Raw genomic sequence first — 20,321 nt, 5'->3', positions numbered from 1 at the left:
GCTCATTAGACTGGGCCGGTGGAGTCAGCATCGCCCCGTCCTGTGTTGGTCGTCGACTTCGGCGCGCAGTATGCCCAGTTGATCGCCCGCCGGGTGCGCGAGGCCCGGGTGTTCTCCGAAGTCGTTCCGCACACCGCCTCGGTCGAGGAGATCAAGGCCCGCGACCCGCAGGCGCTGGTGCTCTCCGGCGGGCCGGCCAGCGTCTACGCCGAGCAGGCGCCGCAACTCGATCCGGCGCTGTTCGACCTGGGACTGCCGGTATTCGGGATCTGCTACGGGTTCCAGGCCATGGCCCAGGCGCTCGGCGGCACCGTCGCGCCCACCGGGACCAGTGAATACGGCCGGACCCAACTGAAAGTCCTTGGCGGCGAATTGCATTCGGACCTGCCGGATAACCAGCCGGTTTGGATGAGTCATCGTGACGCCGTCACCGCCGCACCGGAAGGATTCGAGGTGGTGGCCACCAGCGCCAGTTCGCCGGTCGCCGGCTTCGAGGACCGGGCCCGGCGACTGGCCGGCGTGCAGTACCACCCCGAAGTGATGCACACCCCGCACGGGCAGCAGGTGCTCAGCCGCTTCCTGCACGACTTCGCCGGCATCGGTGCGGACTGGACGCCGGCCAACATCGCCAGTGCGCTGGTCGAGCAGGTCCGGGAGCAGATCGGCGACGGCCATGCGATCTGCGGGCTGTCCGGCGGCGTCGATTCGGCGGTGGCCGCGGCCTTGGTGCAGCGCGCGATTGGTGATCGGCTGACCTGTGTCTTCGTCGACCACGGGCTGCTGCGTGCCGGCGAGCGCGCGCAGGTACGGCGCGACTTCGTGGCCGCCACCGGCGCCAATCTGGTCACCGTCGACGCAGCGCAGACCTTCCTCGATGCGCTGGCGGGGGTGACCAATCCCGAAGGCAAACGCAAGATCATCGGCCGCCAGTTCATCCGGTCCTTCGAAGGTGCGGTGCGGGATGTCATGGGGGACAACGAGATTGACTTCCTGGTGCAGGGCACGCTGTATCCAGACGTGGTGGAGTCCGGTGGCGGCACCGGCGCCGCGAACATCAAAAGTCACCACAATGTCGGCGGATTGCCCGATGATTTGAAGTTCAAACTCGTCGAGCCGTTACGGTTGCTGTTCAAAGACGAGGTGCGCGCGGTCGGGCGGGAGTTGGGGCTGCCGGAGGAAATCGTTGCGCGCCAACCCTTTCCGGGTCCGGGGCTGGGGATTCGAATTGTCGGCGAGGTCACCGCGGCGCGGCTGGAGACGCTGCGACGCGCTGATGCGATCGCGCGCGAGGAGTTGACCGCGGCGGGCCTGGACACCCAGATTTGGCAGTGCCCGGTGGTGCTGCTGGCCGACGTCCGCTCGGTGGGCGTGCAGGGCGATGGCCGCACCTACGGGCACCCGATCGTGCTGCGGCCGGTTTCCAGCGAGGACGCCATGACCGCCGACTGGACGCGGGTGCCCTACGAGGTGCTGGAGCGTATTTCCACCCGGATCACCAACGAGGTCGTCGAGGTCAACCGGGTGGTGCTCGACGTCACCAGCAAGCCGCCCGGCACCATCGAGTGGGAGTAAGAGCCTGCTCGATTTCATCGAGATTGCGTCCAGGGCTGTGATGCGGCTGTGGATCACAGCCCTGGCGTCAATCTCAACGCGGCCGGGCCCCACAGAAACACCATTTGCCTCAGCAGCCCCTTGCGTTGCTTGACGGTTGTCGGTGGGCAGGTGTTGACTCATCACTATCGAACATACATTCGAGAACGTGAGGGATTTATGTCTACCGCTGCAGTGGATGACCGCGCTGAGCAGCTGAAACTGCTGCGCCGGCAGATGGCGGCGGTGTCGGGGAAGGTCGGCTCCGGACGGCAGGCGGAGTCGGAGGCCAGGCTGCCGGTCCCGCCGTTGCTGGCCGATGTGCTGCCCGACGCGTTGCCCCGGGGAACGGTGGCCGTGCTGTCGGGGGCCCGGTCGCTGCCGCTGAGCATGGTGGCCGCGGTGACGGCCGACGGCGGCAACGCGGCGATCGTCGGCCAGCCGGATATCGGGCTGCTGGCCGCCGTGGAGATGGGAGCGGACCTGAGCCGGCTCGCGGTGATACCGGATGCCGGAACCGATCCGGTTGAGGTGGCCGCAGTGCTGATGGACGGGATGGATCTGGTGGTCCTCGGACTGGGTGGACGCACGGTGCCGTTGACCCGGGCGCGGGCGGTGGTGGCCCGCGCGCATCAGAAGGGCTGCACGCTACTGGTCACCGACGGCGATTGGCAGGGAGCGTCGATGCGGCTGGCGGCTCGGGTCTGCGGTTATGAGACCGGTGTACCAGGTTTTGGCCGGATCGGGCAGGTGCGGCTCCAGATCAGCAGGGTAGGCGGGCGGGGGCGAATGGTTGGGCGGATACGGGCGGGATAGTTTGATGGCCTCCCGAGTGCTGGCGATCTGGTGTATGGATTGGCCGGCGGTGGCCGCGGCGGCGGCCGTCGGCCTGCCCGCGACGGCGCCGGTTGCGGTCACTCTGGCCAACCGGGTGATCGCCTGTTCATCGGCCGCCCGTGCAGCGGGGGTGCGACGCGCGCTGCGGCGACGGGAAGCGGCTGCGCGCTGCCCGCAACTGCACGTGGTGGCCGCTGACGCCGATCGCGACGCCCGCTTCTTCGAAGGCATCGTCGCCGCGATCGACGATTTGGTGCCGCGCGCCGAGGTGCTGCGGCCCGGGCTGGTGGTGGTGCCGGTGCGCGGGGCGGCCCGTTTCTTCGGGTCCGAACAGGATGCATCCGAGCGGCTGATCGACGCGGTGGCCGCCGCGGGCGCCGAATGTCAGGCCGGAATCGCCGACCAGTTGTCCACCGCGGTCTTCGCTGCCCGTGCGGGTCGAGTCGTGCAACCCGGACACGACGCGCGGTTCCTGTCGGTGTTGTCGATCCGCCAGCTCGCCACCGAGCCCAGCCTGTCCGGTCCCGGCCGCGACGACCTGGCGGACCTGTTGTGGCGGATGGGGATTCGCACGATCGGAAAGTTCGCCGACTTGTCGCGTACCGACGTGGCGTCGAGGTTCGGGACCGATGCGGTGATCGCGCACCGGTTTGCCCGTGGCGAGCCGGAGCGTGGACCATCCGGGCGGGAGTTACCGCAGGAATTCGATGCCGTACTGCACTGCGACCCGCCGATCGATCGGGTCGACGCCGCAGCCTTCGCCGGCCGCTCGTTGGCCGGCACGCTGCATCAGACGTTGATGGACGCCGGGGTGGGATGCACCAAGCTGGCCATTCATGCCGTCACCGCCAACGGCGAAGAGCTGCAACGGGTATGGCGTTGCGCCGAGCCGTTGACCGAGGACGCCACCGCCGACCGGGTGCGTTGGCAACTGGACGGGTGGTTGAACAAGCGGACCGCCGACGAGCGCCCCACCGCGCCGGTGACGCTGCTGCGGCTGCAGGCGGTGGAGGTGATCTCGGCTGGGGCGCTGCAGTTGCCGTTATGGGGTGGACTCGGCGACGATGACCGGTTGCGGGCCCGCCGGGCGCTGGTCCGGGTGCAGGGCCTGCTCGGGCCGGAGGCGGTGCAGGTGCCGGTACTGTCCGGCGGTCGTGGGCCGGCCGAACGCATCACCTTCACACCGCTGGGCGACGAGCCGGTGCCGCAGGCCGACCCGCGTCAGCCATGGCCGGGTCAGCTGCCGGAGCCCTCGCCGACGGTGTTGCTCGACGACCCAGTGGAATTACTTGACACGCACGGTAATCCGGTGCGGGTGACCAGCCGCGGACTGTTCTCCGCCGACCCGACGCGAATGACCGCCCGCGGTCGTGACGACCGGCTGTGCTGGTGGTCCGGCCCCTGGCCGGTCGACGAACGCTGGTGGGATCCGCAGCGGGCCAAGGGCCGCACCGCCCGGGCGCAGGTCCTGCTCGACGGCGATCCCGGTAGGGCGCTGCTGCTGTGCTACCGCCGGCGGCGCTGGTATCTGGAGGGAATCTACGAGTGACGGCTTTGTCCGCCGGTCTCACCATCAACCCGACCGCTCGCTTGCCGAAGCGACCCGGCTTATCAGCAAGTCGACCCGGGCCACGTGTTGCTCCGGGCGTAACCGGCCGCCGCGGAAGAGCGTGACCAGTCCGTGCAGCGCCGCCCACAGCACCTCGGTGAGGGTGTCGACATCCTGGGCGCCCGCAATTCCTGTGACTGCTTGGCGGAGCTCGGCGAAGCCTTTTACCAACTCGGGAGGGGTATCTGCATCAGCGAATCGCAATGTGGTGGCGCGGGTGAACATTGTGTCATAGAGCGCCGGGTTCTTGTCGGCGAACTCGATATAGGCATGCGCGACTCGTTTCAGCGTCGCCTCGGGGCCTCGTCGCCCACGGCGGGCACGGGACAGCGCCTCGGCAAGTTCGTCGAACCCGTCGATCGCCACAGCCTCGGCGATACTGTCCATCCCCGAAAAGTGCTTGTACAACACCGGCTGGCTGTATTCGATCTCCTCGGAGAGCCGGCGTGTGGTAACAGCCTCCCAGCCCTCGGCTTCAGCCAATCCGCGGGCCGCACTGATGATGAGGCGACGCCGTGCGGCTTGCTCGCGCGCTCGTCGCTCGTTGATGGCCATACTTGATCATAGCATTGCTAGAAAATCTAGCGACGCTATTGACGTACGTATTCGCCAGCGCTAGCATTGCTAACCTTACGACTGAGAGTGAGGCGCGACATGATCGAACTCGCCGAGGTGCTGGCGATGATCGCGGTGTTGGGTACTGCGGTTGTGTACGGCACCGACGTATTCTGCGCAGTTGTTCAGCGACCAGCATTGGCCGCCGTTGACGATGGTGCCCTGGTGGCCGTGATGGGCAGCGTGCATTACTACGGTGACCGGCGCATGCCAGTGCCCGGTGTTCTCGGCGGCGTGGCCGCCATCGCCAGTGCTGCGCTGTTCGCGGTCGCCGGTCAATGGGCCCAGAGCATTACGGCGTTCTGCGCGGTAGTGCTGCTGCTGCTCTGGATCGTGCTTTATGCGCGGGTCAGCGCGCCGATCAACCGCCAGCTCACCCAGGCCGCTAGCAGCCGCCAGGTCCCGCCGAACGCACGTGTGCTGCAGTCCGGTTGGGACCGCATCATCAACGTTCGTGCCGCTGTGCAGGGACTGGCGCTCGCAGCGCTGTGCCTCACGATGATCGTCTGACCCCCAATGTCCACACCGGAAAGGAGGTCGTGATCGTGCGACCGCAAACACTTGGCCGACTCGTGATGCGCGCGGCACCGCTTTTCAACGCGCCGGTGGCCGCGGTGGCCAACTCGCCACGCTTCGGCGGGCTGGTGAACCGCAACATCGCCATGCTCAGCTATACCGGACGGCGGTCCGGACGTAGGTTCAGTATCCCGGTGGGATACCGGCGCAGCGGTGACGAGGTCATCATCGGCGTCAACATGCCCGAGGCGAAGACGTGGTGGCGCAACTTTCTCGGCGACGGAGGCCCACTGACGTTGCGGCTCGACGGCAGCGAACGCGCCGGGCATGCGGTCGCCACGCGTGACCAGAAGGGGCGCGTCACCATCACTGTGCGACTGGCCAACTGAGCACCGTTGCGTGACCCGGGGTGCGGGCGGTCAAAGTTAGCCCAGCCGCTGTGCGAAGGGCCCGACCCGCTCGATGAACCGGTCGAAGAACGTTACCGGGTCGACGTCAACCCCGATGAGCGCGTTGGGTTCTCGACCCCAGCGCCCCGACCAGTCGGTCACCGTCATGCCGCGGGTCAGGCTGCCCGCCAGTTCGACGTCCACCGTCGCCGGTCGGGTCGCCACCAACTGCGGGTCCACCGCGACCGCGGCGGCCAGCGGATCATGCAGGTGTGCCAGATACCCGTAGCCGGCGTTGTCGTGGGCCTCGAAGTAGAACCGCATCGCGTCTTCGATGAACCGGATCAACAGGTTCGGTGTCGTCGTCCTTAACCGCGACAAGTGCTCCGGTGTCATCGCTACGTGCTGGGTCAGGTCCAACCCGCACAGAATCGGAAGACATTCGGCGCCAACCCAGCTTCCGAAGACTTCCGCCGCCGCCTCGGGGTCCACGCTGATGTTCCATTCGGCCACCGGATTGGTGTTGCCGCGGTAATCGTAGGCGCCGCCCATGATCACCAGCCGATTCAGCAGGGTGGGCAATGTGGGCTCGGCGCGCAACGCCAACGCCAAGTTGGTCAGCGGCCCGGTGGCGACACCGATCAACTCTCCGGGATATGCGCGCGCAGCCCGGACCCACGCGCTCGCCGCGTCGTAGTCGGTGAGCGCGCGATCAGACGGCGGCAGCTCGGCATACCCTAAACCGTTGGGCCCATGGGCTTTTCCAGGAGGACACATCGGACAGCTCAGTGGCTGCGCGGCGCCCCTGGACACCGGGATCTCGCCCGCCTGGCACAGGTCGAGCAACCCCAGATTGTTCACGCAAACCTGGTCCACCCCAACGTTTCCCCCGGTCGAGGCGATGCCGACCAGTTCGACCTGCGGGCTGGCCAGTAGATACACCAAAGCCAGCGCATCGTCGACACCGGTATCGACGTCGGCGAAAATCGGTGATGTGTTCACGCAAACGTGATTACCAGAACGTCGCGCATTGCAGGCGCCGACTCGTCAACTGGCCGGATCGGTGAGACGCCGTGCACGGTACGGCGATCGTCACCCAGCAGCAGTGTCCGGGGCTCGGCCAGCGTGGCAGCCAGCAGTTGGCGACCGTCCACATCGAAGACCGTGCTCTGGCCACCGGCAGCATTGCTGCGATTGATCAGCAGCGAGGTAACCAGTGTGACGCCATCGCGGTGCAGTCCCTCCGGGGTGGGCTGACCCTCGTCGTCCGCGGATGCCACCACCCGAAACGGATGCACCTTGACGGTCCACTCCGCAACATCGTCGAGGGCGCCGGCGACTTGGCCCAGCAAATCCAGGATCCGTTGCAGCAGCGGCTCGCCGGCGAACGCGTCGGTCAACGGCTCGAAGTGGCGATCCCGCTCGACGTAAAGGGGATTGGAGTTTTTCGGCTGCACAAACGCAGCGACCGGTACCGGCGCTGAGACTCCACCTTTGACCGTGTAATGGCCGTAGCGGCGCAGCCGGTGTATGCCGAGCTCGGCGGCGTAGCGATCCGGCGCCAGATCGTCCCAGTGCTCGGCAAACCGCGCCCACGTGTCGTCGTCGACGCCGAGGCAGCGCGTCACCTCGTCCGGGGGTATCAAGCACACACCCGTCGCGGTGAGTCGATCGGTGTCCGACACACCGCCGGTGTACCTGCCAGCTGAGCCGGCTAAACGCGCGGAATCACCAGTGCACGCCGGGAACCAACCGGACCGCGCGTTTGACCGGACCGGGTACCCGCACCCGAGTGACCGACCGAACCGGGCGCTTCGGCTTACGCCGCGACGACGACTGGGCGGCAACGGGTTCAGGCGGCTCGATTCCCAGCGCTGCCGCGGAGTCGGGGTAACCGAGATAGAGCTGATGCAGGATCCGCCGCGACAACTTCGGGGTGAAGTAATTGCCGACGTCGGCGAGGGTCCCTAGCGGCGTGTCGATCCGGGCCGGCTTCTCGACCAGGCCGCGCACCACCATCGCCGCCGCATGCTCGGGGCTGATCGCGCGCATCGGGTTGAGCCGCCGCGACGGCGCAATCATCGGGGTGGCCACCAACGGCATATGGATGTTGGTGAAGGTGATGTGATCCGACAGCGTCTCCGAGGACACCACCTCGGCGAACGCGTCCAGTGCCGCCTTGCTGGGCAGATACGAGCTGTACTTGGGGCTGCGGGCCTGCACCCCGGCACTGGACACATTGACGACGTGACCGAACCGTCGCTCACGCCAGTGCGGTAACAGCGCCAGCATCATTCGCACCGCGCCGAAATAGTTGACCGCCATCACCCGCTCGTAATCGTGCAGTCGCTCAGTGGAGTTGACCACCGACCGGCGAATCGAGCGGCCCGCGTTGTTGACCAGGTAGTCGACATGGTCGAACCGCCCCAGGATGTCCTTGATGGTGTGCTCGACCGATGCCGAGTCGGTGACGTCACAGGTGAACGCATAGGCCCGGCCGCCGCCTGCGCGGATTTCGGCGACCAGGTCGTCGAGCGCCTCGCCGTTGCGGGCCAGCGCGAACACCGTCGCACCCCGCTCGGCGATCGCAATGGCCGACGCGCGACCGATGCCGCTGGACGCGCCGGTGATGATGACGTGCCGACCGACCAGCGCGCCGGCCGGATCGTCGCGACGGGCGCGGTCGGGGTCCAGGTGCTGCGCCCAGTACCGCCACAGCGCCGGCGCATAGTCGGCGAACTCGGGCACGCTGATCCCGGTGCCGCGCAACGCCTGCTGTGTTTCGTCGGAGGTGAAGGTGGGCGCCAAATCGACGACGTCGAGAACCTCGGCGGGAATACCGAGTTGGGTGGCCGCCATATTGCGCCACACCTTGGCCCGGCCCCGCACGTTGAGCACGGGTGCGGCCACCGAGCGGGGCAGCGAGCCGCGCAGCTCCGGCAGACCGGCTTCGGCGGCGATACCGCGGTAAATACCGCGCAGACCAATGGTTTTCGGCGCGGTCAGGTGGAATGCTTGTCCGTCTCGGCCGTCGGCGTGCATCAGTGACACCAGCGCGTCGACGACGTAGTCGACCGGGACGATGTTGGTGCGCCCGGTGTCGGGCAACATGATCGGGGTGAACCGGGGAAGCACAGCCAACTTCGTCAATATCGGAAAGAAGTAATACGGCCCGTCGACCTTGTCCATCTCGCCGGTGTGCGAATCACCCACTACTACCGCCGGCCGGTAGATGCGGTAGCGCAGCCCGGGCGTCGCGCGCACCAATGACTCGGCTTCGAACTTGGTCTGGTGATAGGGCGTCGGCAGCTGCTGCCCGACGTCGAAATCGGCTTCGGTGTACTCCCCGCGGAAGTCGCCGGCCACCGCGATCGACGACACGTGATGCAGCGTCGCATCGAGCCGACGTGCCAGCTCGATCACGGCGCGGGTGCCGTCCACATTGGCGGCGCGTTGCTCGGCATCCGACGCGGCGATGTCATAAATCGCCGCACAGTGCACCACATGGTCGACGCCGCCCAGGTCGGCGACGGCCTCGTCGGTCAACCCGAGATCGACCGCCGTCAGGTCACCGACCAGCGGTTTTACCCGATCGCCCCAGTCACGGGCCAGCCGTTCGAACCGGCCCAGCGACGGCCGGCGGACCAATACCACGACCTCGGCGCCCGGCTGAGTCGCCAGGAGACGGGAAACGACTCGTCGCCCGATGAACCCGGTACCGCCGGTAACGACATACCGCATGCAAGCCATCGTGACGGCTGACGCCGCGCCCGTCAACGCACTGTGACGGGATCGTCGCTAGAACAACTGCCCGGGCCCCTAGTAGCTGAAGTCGCGGATGCCGTCCCAATCCACCAGCGTCCACCCCATCGCAGGGCTGCCTTTGATGACGACGCGCCCGGTGTTGGGCAGCGGATGGCTTTTCACCAAGCTGTCCTTGGGGTTCTTCACGTTCATCAATGTCCAGTACATGATCGACGTGCTGTGCGAAAACGCGATCGGTTTGCTGTTGCCGCTGTCGTAGATCTTTTGGACGGCGGCGCCGAATTGGTCGTTGAACTTGGTCCCGCTGATGGACCCGGGGATGGCGTCCTGGTGATCGCCGTTCAGCCAATCCGCGGGCGCGAGCAGATAGGTCGAGCCGGCCCGGTCTGACCGCGTGTTGTCATACCAGCCGGCGTCGACTTCGCGCAGACCGGGCAGGATCTGAACCTGCTCGTTGAGTTCCTTGGCCAACGGAGCGGCCGTCTGCTGCGTGCGGACCATGGTCGAGGCGTACACGCCGTCGTAGTCGTTGCGGGCAAGCTGGTGAGCGACCTGCTCGGCCTGCCCCTCACCTTCCTCGGTGAGGCCCGGACCGGGCACCTCGGTGTTGATCATGCCCGCGGCGTTGCTCTCGGACTCGGCATGCCGCACGAAGGTCAGCGTGATGGTGCGCACGTGCGGCGATCCCGAGCAGGCGCCGACGATGACGACCGCGGCAAGCACGGCTGCCGCCTTCCAGATAATGGTCCGGTTGAGCATGCCGATAGCCTGCCTTGTCAAGGGCGTCGGTGTGAAGCATTTGCCCGGGTTGGGATGAAGAAGTGTCGCGGCAGCACACGCTGCCGAGTGAATCTGATCGAGAGGAGACCCGCATGGCGATCGACCCGAAGGCCGTCGGTGCGACGACGGAGCCGATGCAATTCGAATGGACCGACCGCGACACGATGTTGTATGCGCTCGGTGTCGGCGCCGGGACCGACGAGCTGTCATTCACCACTGAAAACAGCCACGACATCAGCCAGCAGGTATTGCCCACCTATGCCGTCATCTGCTGCATAGGGTTCGCGGCCGCGGCCAAAGTCGGCCAATTCGACTTCAGCCGGCTGCTGCACGGGTCGCAGGAGATCCGGTTGTTCGCCCCGCTGCCGCCGGCCGGCCGCCTCAGCGTGGTCTCCGAGGTGGCCGATATCCAGGACAAAGGGGAGGGCAAGAACGCGATCGTCATGTTGCGCGCCCGCGGCACCGACCCGGCCACGCAGGAGGTCGTCGCCGAAACCCTGACCACGGCCGTCATCCGCGGCGCCGGCGGATTCGGTGGAGAGCCCGGTCAGCGGCCGGCCGCACCGGAGATCCCGGACCGCGAACCCGACTCCCACGTCACCTACGCCACCCGCGAGGACCAGGCCCTGCTCTATCGGCTTTCCGGTGACCGCAACCCGCTGCACAGCGATCCCTGGTTTGCCCAGACCCTGGCGGGCTTTCCGAAGCCGATCCTGCACGGGTTGTGCACCTACGGGTTCGCCGGGCGCGCGCTCGTCGCCGAACTCGGCAACGGGGATGCCACCAAGATCACCAGCATCGCCGCGCGTTTCACCTCGCCGGTATTTCCCGGCGAAACGCTGACTACCTCGATCTGGCGCACTGAGTCCGGCCGGGCGGTGTTCCGTACCGAGGCGTCCGCGCCCGACGGCGGCGACGCGCGGTTGGTGCTCGAGGACGGCGCAGTCGAATATACGGCCGAGTAATTTGCCTTACCCGGTTTACCAGGGGCGTTCTTGTGGCACTTTGCCACTATGGCGTTCAAACTCACCTACAGCGACGGGCAAGAGACCGACTACGACGACGACACCAAATGGGAAGTCGAAAACGGCGTCCTGAAAATGGGACGGGAGTCGGGTAAGTGGACGGTGTTCATTTCCCCGAGTCATTGGGCCACCCTTGAGATAACCCAGGCCAAGGATGGCGGCAAAGACAAAGACAAAGACAAGGGCAAGGATAAAGACAACGACAAGGACGAAGACGAAGACGACGGTGACGATCAGGACCACGATCAAGAAGATAGTTCGGACTCGTAGGTTGGCTGCCTGGAGCCGATGAACTCGAGCAGCGCAGCGTTATAGCGGCGCACTGGCTGAGATGGCGCCCGTGGCCGGCGCCCTACTCGGTGTAGAACAACGAAACCTGTTCAGCAGTAGCGATATTCGACATGAGTAGTGCTCCTACGCCGGGACCTTGTCGAGAAAACCGACCACCCGCGCGAGCCGTCCGTCGTCGGCGGCGGTCGCGACATCGAAGCCGACGATGAGAGGATCATTGCCGTCGGCACCCAGTCCCCAGCTGAATCGCGCGACATCATGGTGCGTGTCGATCTGCCCGGCGAGGGTGAACACATGCCCGGGAAATTGCTCCTGGATTGCGGCGATGGTTGCATCGATAGCATCGTGGCCGGATGCGTCGACGAGCGGATCGACATAGCTGGCGTCCTCGGTCCAGGTCTTGGTGATCAGTTCGCGGCGAGTCGTGGAGTCTGTCTCGTTCCAGCAGGCGAGATAGCGATCGACGAGTTCGTTCATGATGCTCTTCCTTTCGGTGTCGGTGTGGTCGATCGTGATCGGTGGCGCCGAGGTTGTCGATTACCTGCGAGGTAATCGTGGTCATGTCTCGTCGCGGCTAGCATCGGCCTCGTGACGACCGTGGCCCGTCCCGCCCCGGCAGTGCCTGCAATCGGTCAGCTGCTGCGGGAGTGGCGCGAGCGGCGCCGGGTAAGCCAGCTCGACTTGTCTCTTCAGGCCGAGATCTCGGCCAGACACCTGAGTTTTGTGGAGACCGGACGTTCGCACCCGACGCCGGGGATGATCCTTCGGCTCAGCGAGCAGCTGGATGTGCCGCTGCGGGAACGCAATGCGCTGCTGCTGGCCGGTGGTTATGCGCCCGCGTACCCGGAACACGCGCTTGACGAACCGGAACTGGACCGGGTGCGCGCAGCACTGCGCCAAATCCTCGCTGGGCACGAGCCCTATCCGGCGCTGGTCGTCAACCGATGGTGGGAATTGCTCGACGGCAATGAGGCCGTCACGCTCCTCACCGACGGATGTGACCCCGCACTGCTTGCGCCGCCGGTGAACGCGTTACGGATCTCGCTGCATCCGGACGGAATGGCACCGCGCATCGCCAACCTGGCCGAGTGGCGCGCGCACATCCTCGAACGGCTTCGCCGTCAGTTTTACGCGACCCGCGACCCTCGCCTGGCCGAGCTTCTCGCCGAGCTGTCGGCATACCCGGGAAGCGAGGATGAGCGCCCAATGCTCACCGATGTCGTGGTGCCGCTGCGCATCCGCCACGGCGAGGCGCAGTTGGCATTTTTCAGCATGACGGCTGTCGTTGGCGCACCGCTGGACGTCACGGTGGCCGAGGTCGCGATCGAATCGTTTTACCCGGCCGATGCGGCGACTGCCGATGCGCTGCACGCGTTCCAGCGGCCTACTTAGCGGGCGCCGCCGGTGGCGCGTCGTTAGGCGCGATTTCGGCGCCGACCTTGCGGAACAGCGTCTCGGCCTCGTTGCGGTAGTTGCCCTGGGCGTCGAATGCCTCGGGTTGGTAGGTGACCGCGACCGCGATCGCCGTCTTCTGCGACGGGAGGTAGGCCTCGACGGCTGCCTCACCGGCGAACATCGGATTCTGCAGCAACCAGTTCCCGGAGATCACGATCCCGAGCCCGTAGGTGTAGTCACCGTTGTGCGTTCGACAGGTGTCGCAGCCCGGCAACGCGGTGGTGTGGCCGCGTAGCCCTGTGGACACCATCGCCCGATACGACTCGGGCGAGAGCAGCTTGCCCGAGCCGATACCGACCGCGGTGGCCTCCATGTCATAGATGTTGGTGGTCTGAATCGCACCGTGGGTGATCGTCCAGGACGGGTTCCAAAAAGTGGAGTCCTCATAAAACGGCGTGCCGGCCGGGACCTTGAGCGCTGCGCGGCGTTCCGAGGTGAAGGCATGCAGGGTCGGCACCGGAATTTGCGGGGTGAACGAGTTGGCGGTGTTGAACAACGCCAGCGGCTGGAGCACCTTGTCCTGCAACAGTTTCGGCATCCCCACCCCGGTGGCTTTCTCCAGTGCCCGACCGAGTAGCAGGTAGTTGGTGTGGGCGTAGTTCCAGTTGGTCCCGGGCTCGTAGAGCAGCGGTTTGTGCACCGCGTAGTCGAGCAACTCCTGCGGTGTCCATTGCCGGAACGGATCGGCGACCTGGGCAGCATCGAAGTCGGCGTTGCCCAGCACGTAGTCGCGGTAGCCCGATGTCATCTGGGCGAGCTGCCGCAGGGTGACCCGGTCGGAGCTGGGAACCTCGGGAAGCCACGTCGACAGCGTGTCGTCGAGCCCCACCTTCTTCTCGTCGACGAGCTTGAGCAGCAGCGTCGCCACGTAGGAGATCGCGACCGCGCCGTTGCGAAAGAACATGCTGGGAGTGGCGGGCACGCCGGTCATCGAGTCCCCGACGGCCTGCGTGACGATTTCCTTGCCGTCGACGGTGACGCGGACGATCGCCGCCTTGAGGTGAGCCTGCGACATCGTGTCGCGGACGATCTGCATCACCGCTTGGGCCTTGGCCGGATCGGCGGACGAGGACGAAGCGGGAAGTTCATAGGTCGAGGTGCAGCCCGCCGAAAGTACGGCAACGACACACACACAAGGCCCCAGCCGCCCGAAGATCGCCATAGTTGATCTTTGCAGTTGCGCCCGAGCGCCGAGCACGCAGACGTCGTCGCACCCAAACGGTTGAACGTCGGTGAATGCGGGCACCCCGATTGGGTCCATGAAGACTTTTACGAGCGGGACCCGGAAGTGCCAGATCAGTCGCCGTTCGGCCTGATTGCTCGCAGTGTCGTCCCCGAATCATCGACGACACCGCTGCTGCTGCTGGACCCGTCGCTGCGGATTCGCGGGTTGAACAGCGCTTATGAGCGCGCGACCCTGCGCCAGCGCGGCGAGTTGATCGGTGAGCAGTTATTCGACACGTTCCCGGACAACCCCGACGATCCTGAGGCGTGTGGCACCCACAATTTGGGTGTTTCACTGGAGACGGTGATGCGTACCGGCCGTAGCCACGATATGTGGGCTCAGCGCTACGACGTCGCTGATCCCGCGCATTCGGGATCGTTTATTCCGAAGGTATGGGGTCCGCGCAATTCGCCCGTCTACGACCATGGCGAGCTGGTCGGCATCGTGCATCAGGTCGAAGAGCTGACCGATCTCGAAAGCACGTTGTCGGCGATGGCGCGCGCACTCGACGCTGACGACACGTTGGCTCCGGCCGAGCAGTTGCACGTGCTGGCGGCTTTTGCGGCTGCGCTGCCAGCCGAGCGGGAACGACTACGCGCGTTGGCGGCAGAAAACGAGCAGCTGCGCCAAGCTGTGGAGACCCGGGACATCATCGGCCAGGCCAAGGGCATGCTGATGGAGCGCTATAGCCTCGGCGCGGCTGCCGCATTTCGGTTGCTGGTCCGACTGTCACAGCAAAGCAACACCCGAGTCGTCGAGATCGCGCGCAGGCTGGTGGAGATCGACCAGCCACGCGACTCGGCCAGCTAAGAAGCGGTGCCGATCTGGTGTGCCAGCCGCTGCGTGAATGCAACAACGCGGTCGGGACTGTCCAATGCATACCGTGCGGCGGTTGCGCGGTCACCGTCGTCGTTGTGGCGCACCACAATTCCGGCGCCGTCGTCGCGGACCGCATCAAAGGCATCCTCGTCGGTGATGTCGTCACCGAGATAAATCGGCAGCAGCCGGGCGGAGTCAGCATCCTGGATGTGGTCGAGCACCCAGTGCAGCGTCTTTCCCTTGTCCCAGTCGACGTTGGGCCGCAACTCGATGACCTCGCGCCCAGTGGTCACCCGTAGCTCACTGCGCCGGCCGGCGGCGCGCACTACGGCGGAAACCTCGCCAACCCGGTTCCGGGCGGCATTCCGATAATGCACGGCGATACCAAATCGCTTGTGCTCCACAACAACACCGCTGACCGCGGCCAGCTGGTTGCGCAGGTCGGCAGCCGCCTTTTCGAGTACCGGGACGCTGGCGGCCGCCTCCGCGTTTTGGTGGTGCTCACCGTCGGCTCCGGTCAGCTCGAAACCATGACTGCCCGCATACCAGATGCCGGGCAGCCCGATCCGCTGCCGCACGTCGGCCAGATCGCGGCCGGACAGCACCGCGACCGGGCACCGTGTGGTCAACAACGTCAACGCCTCGGCCGCGCCATCGGCCAGCTGCGCGGCGTCGGGATCATCGACGATCTCCGACAGCGTTCCGTCGAAGTCGAAGAACACCGACGGCCGTTGTCCGGCAAGCTCGTCGAGGGCTTGCAGGCCGTCGGCCAGTTCCGACATCCGCCGATCCCCGGTCCGCACGGCGATCTCGCCCAGGCCGGTGACCACCGCGTCGGCGCCCCGGTCGCGCAGTTGCTCGGTGGATCCCGTCGCAAGACCGATGACCAACGTGAATCCAGCATCCCGCGCGGTCGCGACACCCTGCGGTGTTGCGGTGACGACAGCACACCGGCCGGGCCGGACCGAGAGCCGGTTGGCCGCCACGACGAACTCAGGCGCTTCGGCCGGCGCGGTGAGGACACCGGCGTCGCGCAATCGCTCGATCAGTGCGGTGTCGGCCGGCAGGTTGAACAGCACCGCGTCGTGTCGGCGCGGATCGATGATGACCGGCATACCCATAACATTAGGTGCGCCGCCGATTTAGCGTGGTAGCAGTTAAGGAGGAGCATCATGTCGGCGCCGGTATCGCACAACGGAATCCTGGTTGGTGTAGACGGATCACCGTCGTCGAAAGTGGCGGTGAAGTGGGCAGCACGCGATGCGCTCATGCGTGGCGTTCCGCTGACATTGATCCATGTGCTCGCGCCGCCCGTGGTGATGACCTTTCCCGAGACCCCGATGCCGGCCGGGTACATGGAATGGCAAGAGGAGCAGGGGCAGCGCCATCTTCAGGAAGCCTTGACGATCACCGAGCAGGCCGGCCTGGCGCACGTCGGCACGGAATCCATCGTCGGCTCGACCGTTCCCACCCTGGTGGATCTGACGAAGGAAGCGGCGATGGTGGTGGTGGGATGCCGCGGGCACGGATGGTTGCGGCGCAGCCTGCTGGGCTCGGTCAGTTCCAACCTCGTTCGGCACGCGCACTGCCCGGTGGCCGTCATCCACGACGAAGAACCGTCGGCCCACCCTGTCGGATCGCCGGTGGTTGTCGGTGTCGACGGTTCCCAGGTCTCGGAGGCGGCGACGGCGGTGGCTTTCGAGGAGGCGTCGTTGCGGGGCGTCGAGCTTGTCGCTGTGTATGCCTGGCATGACGCCAATGTCTTCGAGTTCGCCGGTATCGAACTCGCCACCATGCAGGCGGAAGGCGAGCGGGTACTTGCCGAGGCGCTGGCGGGCTGGCAAGAGCGCTATCCCGACGTCACGGTGCGCCGCGTTGTGGTGAGCGATCGGCCCGCCGATCAGTTGATCGAGCAATCGCACTCCGCCCAACTGGTCGTCGTCGGCAGTCACGGTCGGGGTGGTTTCGCGGGGATGTTGTTGGGTTCGGTCAGCGTGGCCGTCGTGCAGGCGGCCCGCACGCCGGTGATCGTGGTCCGCGGGACGTAGCCAGTTCTATCGAACATATATTCGATATACTGGTCGGGTGGGCTGGGGAAATGGCCCGCCGACCTGGGCGGAGATGGAGCGGGTGCTCGACGGCAAGCCCCGCGGCAAGCCGCGCCGCGCCAGCACGCCACTTGCGGCTGAGGCGTCCGACGACGGCCCCCGATCACGCAAGCGTGGAAGCTATCAGCCGCCGGAGGGCAACCGGTCAATTCGTTCGTCGGTCGCCTATGCCGAGTTGCACGCGCATTCGGCGTTCAGCTTCCTCGACGGGGCCGGCACGCCGGAGGAGTTGGTCGAGGAGGCCGTACGACTGGATCTACGCGCCATCGCGCTGACCGATCACAACGGCCTGTACGGCGCGGTGCGGTTCGCCGAAGCCGCCGCGGAACTGGACATGGCGACCGTCTTCGGCGCCGAACTGTCTTTGGCGTCCGGTGCACGCACCGACGAGCCGGACCCGCCCGGGCCGCACCTGCTGGTGTTGGCCCGCGGCGCGGAAGGCTATCGACGGTTGTCTCGGCAGCTGGCCGCCGCGCATCTGGCCGGCGGTGAGAAAGGCAAGCCGCGCTTTGACTTCGATGCGTTGACCGAGGCGGCCGGCGGGCATTGGCACATCCTGACCGGCTGCCGCAAAGGCCATGTCCGACAGGCACTTTGCAGCGGAGGTCCGGAGGCGGCCGCGGTGGCGTTGGCCGATCTGGTGGACCGGTTCGGGGCTGAGCGAGTCGGCGTCGAACTCACCCATCACGGCCAACCGTGTGACGACCAGCGCAACGCCGAATTAGCCGAGCTGGCAACCCGGTTCGGACTCGGCGTCGTCGCCACCACCGGCGCGCACTTCGCTGCACCCTCGCGAAGCCGGCTGGCGATGGCCATGGGCGCGATACGGGCCCGCCAGTCCCTGGACGAGGCCGCCGGCTGGCTGGCCCCGCTGGGCGGCTCACACCTGCGTTCTGGTGAGGAGATGGCCCGGCTGTTTGCTTGGTGTCCCGGCGCGGTGACCGCCGCGGCCGAGCTCGGCGAGCAGTGCGCCTTCGGGCTGGCGTTGATCGCCCCTCAGCTGCCGCCGTTCGACGTGCCGGCCGGACATACCGAAGACAGCTGGTTGCGCGAGCTGACGATGACCGGTGCCGGTAACCGCTACGGTCCTCCCGGGCGGGCGCCGAAGGCCTACGCGCAGATCGACCATGAACTGAACGTCATTGAACAGCTGAAGTTTCCGGGCTATTTCCTGGTGGTCCATGACATCACCCGGTTCTGCCGGGAGAACAACATCCTGTGCCAGGGCAGGGGATCGGCGGCCAACTCCGCGGTCTGCTATGCGCTCGGCGTCACCGCGGTCGATCCGGTAGCCAACGAGCTGCTGTTCGAACGCTTCTTGTCACCGGTTCGCGACGGGCCGCCCGACATCGACATCGACATCGAGTCGGACCAGCGGGAAAAAGTCATCCAGTACGTCTATGACAGATACGGCCGCGACTATGCCGCCCAAGTCGCCAATGTCATCACTTACCGCGGCCGGATTGCGGTGCGGGACATGGCTCGTGCGCTGGGTTTCTCGCAGGGGCAGCAGGACGCGTGGAGCAAACAGATCAGCAGCTGGAACGGGCTGGCCAACTGTCCCGACTCGGATGTTCTGGAGGGCGTCCCGATGCAGGTGATCGACCTGGCGACGCAAATCCAGAACTTGCCACGGCATATGGGCATCCACTCCGGCGGCATGGTGATCTGTGACCGTCCGATCGCCGACGTGTGCCCGGTGGAATGGGCGCGGATGGAAAACCGCAGTGTTCTGCAGTGGGACAAAGATGACTGCGCAGCAATCGGTTTGGTGAAATTCGATCTGCTCGGGCTGGGCATGCTCTCGGCGCTGCACTATGCCGTCGACTTGGTGGCCGAACACAAGGGTATCGAGGTGGACTTGGCGAAGCTGGACCTTTCCGAACCGGCGGTCTACGAGATGCTGGCCCGCGCCGACTCCGTCGGGGTGTTCCAGGTGGAGTCGCGGGCGCAGATGGCTACCCTGCCGCGTCTGCGGCCGCGTGAGTTCTACGACCTGGTGGTCGAGGTTGCGCTGATCCGTCCCGGACCGATCCAGGGCGGCTCGGTGCACCCCTACATCCGGCGGCGCAACGGCATCGACCCGGTGGTCTACGACCACCCGTCGATGGAATCCGCGCTGCGGAAAACCCTTGGGGTGCCGTTGTTCCAGGAGCAGTTGATGCAGCTCGCGGTCGACTGCGCCGGGTTTTCCGCGGCCGAGGCCGACCAGTTGCGGCGAGCCATGGGGTCCAAGCGCTCAGCCGAGCGGATGCGACGGCTGCGTGGCCGGTTCTACGACGGCATGCGCCAGTTGCACGGCGCTCCCGACGAAGTGATCGAGAGGGTGTACGAAAAGCTGGAAGCGTTCGCCAATTTCGGGTTCCCGGAAAGTCACGCGCTGAGTTTTGCGTCGCTGGTGTTCTACTCGTCGTGGTTCAAGCTGCACCATCCAGCGGCGTTCTGCGCAGCGCTGCTGCGTGCCCAGCCGATGGGCTTCTACTCGCCGCAGTCGCTGGTGGCCGACGCCCGCCGGCACGGTGTGATCGTGCACGGTCCCGACGTCAACGCCAGCCTCGCGTACGCCACCCTGGAGAACGCCGGGATGCAGGTGCGGTTGGGGCTGGGCAGTGTGCGTCATATCGGCGACGATCTGGCCGAGAAACTGGTGGGGGAGCGAAAAGCCAACGGCCCGTTTCTTTCTCTGCTGGATTTGACGATACGTGTGCAATTGAGCGTGCCGCAGACCGAAGCGCTGGCCACTGCCGGAGCGCTGAGTTGCTTCACGATGTCCCGGCGGGAGGCGCTGTGGGCGGCTGGGGCGGCCGCCACGGGGCGGCCCGACCGGCTACCCGGAGTGGGCTCGTCGTCGCACATCCCGGCGTTACCGGGGATGAGCGAGCTGGAGTTGGCCGCCGCCGACGTGTGGGCCACCGGCATCTCCCCGGACAGCTATCCGACCCAGTTCCTGCGCTCGGATCTGGATGCGATGGGGGTATTGCCCGCCGAGACATTGTTGTCGGTGCCCGACGGCGATCGGGTGTTGATCGCCGGCGCGGTGACTCATCGGCAACGGCCGGGGACCGCCCAAGGGGTGACGTTTCTCAACCTCGAGGATGAGACCGGGATGGTCAACGTGCTCTGCACGCCGGGAGTGTGGGCGCGACACCGCAAGCTGGCGCAGACAGCGTCGGCGCTGCTGGTCCGCGGCCAGGTCCAAAACGCCAGCGGCGCAGTCACTGTCGTCGCCGAGCGGTTGGCCAAGCTCTCTCTGGCGGTCGGTTCCCGCTCAAGGGACTTCCGGTGACACCGCGAGAG

19 protein-coding genes are annotated in these 20,321 nt (G+C 66.3%); 11 read left to right on the top strand and 8 right to left on the bottom strand.

The annotated features are described in order from the left end of the window. Positions 1–18 precede the first annotated feature (18 nt). The 3 genes from guaA (at position 19) to AC5Y42_RS20020 (ending at position 3,976) form a co-directional block, all read left to right on the top strand. Positions 19–1,572 (top strand): glutamine-hydrolyzing GMP synthase, encoded by a 1,554-nt coding sequence (guaA, locus tag AC5Y42_RS20030; RefSeq protein WP_499900317.1) that lies wholly within the window; start codon positions 19–21, stop codon positions 1,570–1,572. A gap of 198 nt (positions 1,573–1,770) precedes the next feature. After that, positions 1,771–2,406 (top strand): DnaE2-dependent mutagenesis accessory factor ImuA', encoded by a 636-nt coding sequence (gene imuA' / locus AC5Y42_RS20025; protein ID WP_499900316.1) that lies wholly within the window; start codon positions 1,771–1,773, stop codon positions 2,404–2,406. Between the two features lies 1 nt (position 2,407). Further along, positions 2,408–3,976: a DNA polymerase Y family protein gene (locus AC5Y42_RS20020; protein WP_499900315.1), complete on the top strand. Its 1,569-nt coding sequence runs from the start codon at positions 2,408–2,410 to the stop codon at positions 3,974–3,976. 24 nt (positions 3,977–4,000) lie between these two features. On the opposite strand, the gene AC5Y42_RS20015 is transcribed toward AC5Y42_RS20020, so the two are convergent. After that, positions 4,001–4,591 carry a TetR/AcrR family transcriptional regulator gene (locus AC5Y42_RS20015; RefSeq protein ID WP_499900314.1) on the bottom strand — a complete coding sequence of 197 codons (591 nt, stop codon included), beginning with the start codon at positions 4,589–4,591 and terminating at the stop codon, positions 4,001–4,003. 99 nt (positions 4,592–4,690) lie between these two features. Between AC5Y42_RS20015 and AC5Y42_RS20010 the strand changes: the two genes are divergently transcribed. Together AC5Y42_RS20010 and AC5Y42_RS20005 are read left to right on the top strand one after the other, a co-directional pair. Beyond that, a complete protein-coding gene (locus AC5Y42_RS20010; protein ID WP_499900313.1) occupies positions 4,691–5,161 on the top strand; it encodes a DUF1772 domain-containing protein in 471 nt (156 codons plus the stop codon). A 65-nt stretch (positions 5,162–5,226) separates the two neighbouring features. Then, the gene (locus AC5Y42_RS20005) at positions 5,227–5,556 is read left to right on the top strand and encodes a nitroreductase/quinone reductase family protein (protein ID WP_499888798.1); all 330 of its coding nucleotides are present in this window, start codon (positions 5,227–5,229) and stop codon (positions 5,554–5,556) included. A 36-nt stretch (positions 5,557–5,592) separates the two neighbouring features. Here the strand turns inward: AC5Y42_RS20005 and AC5Y42_RS20000 are convergent, their stop codons facing one another. The 4 genes from AC5Y42_RS20000 to AC5Y42_RS19985 all read right to left on the bottom strand — a co-directional run bounded on the left by AC5Y42_RS20000 (position 5,593) and on the right by AC5Y42_RS19985 (position 10,080). Continuing rightward, the gene (locus tag AC5Y42_RS20000) at positions 5,593–6,558 is read right to left on the bottom strand and encodes a nucleoside hydrolase (RefSeq protein WP_499900312.1); all 966 of its coding nucleotides are present in this window, start codon (positions 6,556–6,558) and stop codon (positions 5,593–5,595) included. Then, positions 6,555–7,241 carry a 2OG-Fe dioxygenase family protein gene (locus tag AC5Y42_RS19995; RefSeq protein WP_499900311.1) on the bottom strand — a complete coding sequence of 229 codons (687 nt, stop codon included), beginning with the start codon at positions 7,239–7,241 and terminating at the stop codon, positions 6,555–6,557. The genes AC5Y42_RS20000 and AC5Y42_RS19995 overlap by 4 nt, the downstream gene beginning before the upstream one ends. Positions 7,242–7,284: 43 nt before the next feature. Beyond that, positions 7,285–9,297 (bottom strand): SDR family oxidoreductase, encoded by a 2,013-nt coding sequence (locus AC5Y42_RS19990; RefSeq protein ID WP_499900310.1) that lies wholly within the window; start codon positions 9,295–9,297, stop codon positions 7,285–7,287. Positions 9,298–9,375: 78 nt separating this feature from the next. Then, positions 9,376–10,080 (bottom strand): histidine phosphatase family protein, encoded by a 705-nt coding sequence (locus tag AC5Y42_RS19985; protein WP_499900309.1) that lies wholly within the window; start codon positions 10,078–10,080, stop codon positions 9,376–9,378. 113 nt (positions 10,081–10,193) lie between these two features. Between AC5Y42_RS19985 and AC5Y42_RS19980 the strand changes: the two genes are divergently transcribed. Next, on the top strand, positions 10,194–11,066 hold the full coding sequence (locus tag AC5Y42_RS19980) for a MaoC/PaaZ C-terminal domain-containing protein (RefSeq protein ID WP_499900308.1): 873 nt from the start codon (positions 10,194–10,196) through the stop codon (positions 11,064–11,066). A gap of 48 nt (positions 11,067–11,114) precedes the next feature. Beyond that, positions 11,115–11,396, top strand: coding sequence for a hypothetical protein (locus tag AC5Y42_RS19975; protein ID WP_499900307.1), 282 nt, complete (start codon positions 11,115–11,117; stop codon positions 11,394–11,396). A 144-nt stretch (positions 11,397–11,540) separates the two neighbouring features. Here the strand turns inward: AC5Y42_RS19975 and AC5Y42_RS19970 are convergent, their stop codons facing one another. Further along, the gene (locus AC5Y42_RS19970; RefSeq protein ID WP_499900306.1) at positions 11,541–11,894 is read right to left on the bottom strand and encodes a nuclear transport factor 2 family protein; all 354 of its coding nucleotides are present in this window, start codon (positions 11,892–11,894) and stop codon (positions 11,541–11,543) included. Positions 11,895–12,005: 111 nt separating this feature from the next. Between AC5Y42_RS19970 and AC5Y42_RS19965 the strand changes: the two genes are divergently transcribed. Continuing rightward, positions 12,006–12,809, top strand: a complete 804-nt coding sequence (locus AC5Y42_RS19965) for an MmyB family transcriptional regulator (RefSeq protein WP_499900305.1) — start codon at positions 12,006–12,008, stop codon at positions 12,807–12,809. Here AC5Y42_RS19965 and AC5Y42_RS19960 read toward each other — a convergent pair. Then, the gene (locus AC5Y42_RS19960; protein WP_499900304.1) at positions 12,802–14,034 is read right to left on the bottom strand and encodes a serine hydrolase domain-containing protein; all 1,233 of its coding nucleotides are present in this window, start codon (positions 14,032–14,034) and stop codon (positions 12,802–12,804) included. The two genes, AC5Y42_RS19965 and AC5Y42_RS19960, sit on opposite strands and share 8 nt — an antisense overlap. 9 nt (positions 14,035–14,043) lie before the next feature. On the opposite strand from AC5Y42_RS19960, the gene AC5Y42_RS19955 reads away from it, so the two are divergent. Then, positions 14,044–14,907, top strand: a complete 864-nt coding sequence (locus AC5Y42_RS19955) for an ANTAR domain-containing response regulator (RefSeq protein WP_499900303.1) — start codon at positions 14,044–14,046, stop codon at positions 14,905–14,907. Here the strand turns inward: AC5Y42_RS19955 and otsB are convergent. Further along, a complete protein-coding gene (gene otsB / locus AC5Y42_RS19950; protein ID WP_499900302.1) occupies positions 14,904–16,031 on the bottom strand; it encodes a trehalose-phosphatase in 1,128 nt (375 codons plus the stop codon). The genes AC5Y42_RS19955 and otsB overlap by 4 nt on opposite strands. A gap of 57 nt (positions 16,032–16,088) precedes the next feature. Between otsB and AC5Y42_RS19945 the strand changes: the two genes are divergently transcribed. Together AC5Y42_RS19945 and AC5Y42_RS19940 are read left to right on the top strand one after the other, a co-directional pair. After that, positions 16,089–16,964 carry a universal stress protein gene (locus tag AC5Y42_RS19945; RefSeq protein ID WP_499900301.1) on the top strand — a complete coding sequence of 292 codons (876 nt, stop codon included), beginning with the start codon at positions 16,089–16,091 and terminating at the stop codon, positions 16,962–16,964. Positions 16,965–17,001: 37 nt separating this feature from the next. Further along, positions 17,002–20,310 carry an error-prone DNA polymerase gene (locus AC5Y42_RS19940; protein WP_499900300.1) on the top strand — a complete coding sequence of 1,103 codons (3,309 nt, stop codon included), beginning with the start codon at positions 17,002–17,004 and terminating at the stop codon, positions 20,308–20,310. Positions 20,311–20,321 lie beyond the last annotated feature (11 nt).

The sequence above is a fragment of the Mycobacterium sp. NGS48 genome (assembly GCF_059812585.1).
Note: the sequence above shows the minus strand (reverse complement) of the source record. Positions and strands in the feature narration are given on the sequence as shown.

What these genes read in the sequence shown, in the direction of transcription:
- imuA' (WP_499900316.1), top strand. Translation starts at nt 1,771, where the DNA reads ATGTCTACCGCTGCAGTGGATGACCGCGCTGAGCAGCTGAAACTGCTG.
- AC5Y42_RS20015 (WP_499900314.1), bottom strand. Translation starts at nt 4,591, where the DNA reads ATGGCCATCAACGAGCGACGAGCGCGCGAGCAAGCCGCACGGCGTCGC.
- AC5Y42_RS20010 (WP_499900313.1), top strand. Translation starts at nt 4,691, where the DNA reads ATGATCGAACTCGCCGAGGTGCTGGCGATGATCGCGGTGTTGGGTACT.
- AC5Y42_RS20005 (WP_499888798.1), top strand. Translation starts at nt 5,227, where the DNA reads ATGCGCGCGGCACCGCTTTTCAACGCGCCGGTGGCCGCGGTGGCCAAC.
- AC5Y42_RS19990 (WP_499900310.1), bottom strand. Translation starts at nt 9,297, where the DNA reads ATGCGGTATGTCGTTACCGGCGGTACCGGGTTCATCGGGCGACGAGTC.
- AC5Y42_RS19985 (WP_499900309.1), bottom strand. Translation starts at nt 10,080, where the DNA reads ATGCTCAACCGGACCATTATCTGGAAGGCGGCAGCCGTGCTTGCCGCG.
- AC5Y42_RS19980 (WP_499900308.1), top strand. Translation starts at nt 10,194, where the DNA reads ATGGCGATCGACCCGAAGGCCGTCGGTGCGACGACGGAGCCGATGCAA.
- AC5Y42_RS19975 (WP_499900307.1), top strand. Translation starts at nt 11,115, where the DNA reads ATGGCGTTCAAACTCACCTACAGCGACGGGCAAGAGACCGACTACGAC.
- AC5Y42_RS19970 (WP_499900306.1), bottom strand. Translation starts at nt 11,894, where the DNA reads ATGAACGAACTCGTCGATCGCTATCTCGCCTGCTGGAACGAGACAGAC.
- AC5Y42_RS19960 (WP_499900304.1), bottom strand. Translation starts at nt 14,034, where the DNA reads ATGGCGATCTTCGGGCGGCTGGGGCCTTGTGTGTGTGTCGTTGCCGTA.
- otsB (WP_499900302.1), bottom strand. Translation starts at nt 16,031, where the DNA reads ATGCCGGTCATCATCGATCCGCGCCGACACGACGCGGTGCTGTTCAAC.
- AC5Y42_RS19945 (WP_499900301.1), top strand. Translation starts at nt 16,089, where the DNA reads ATGTCGGCGCCGGTATCGCACAACGGAATCCTGGTTGGTGTAGACGGA.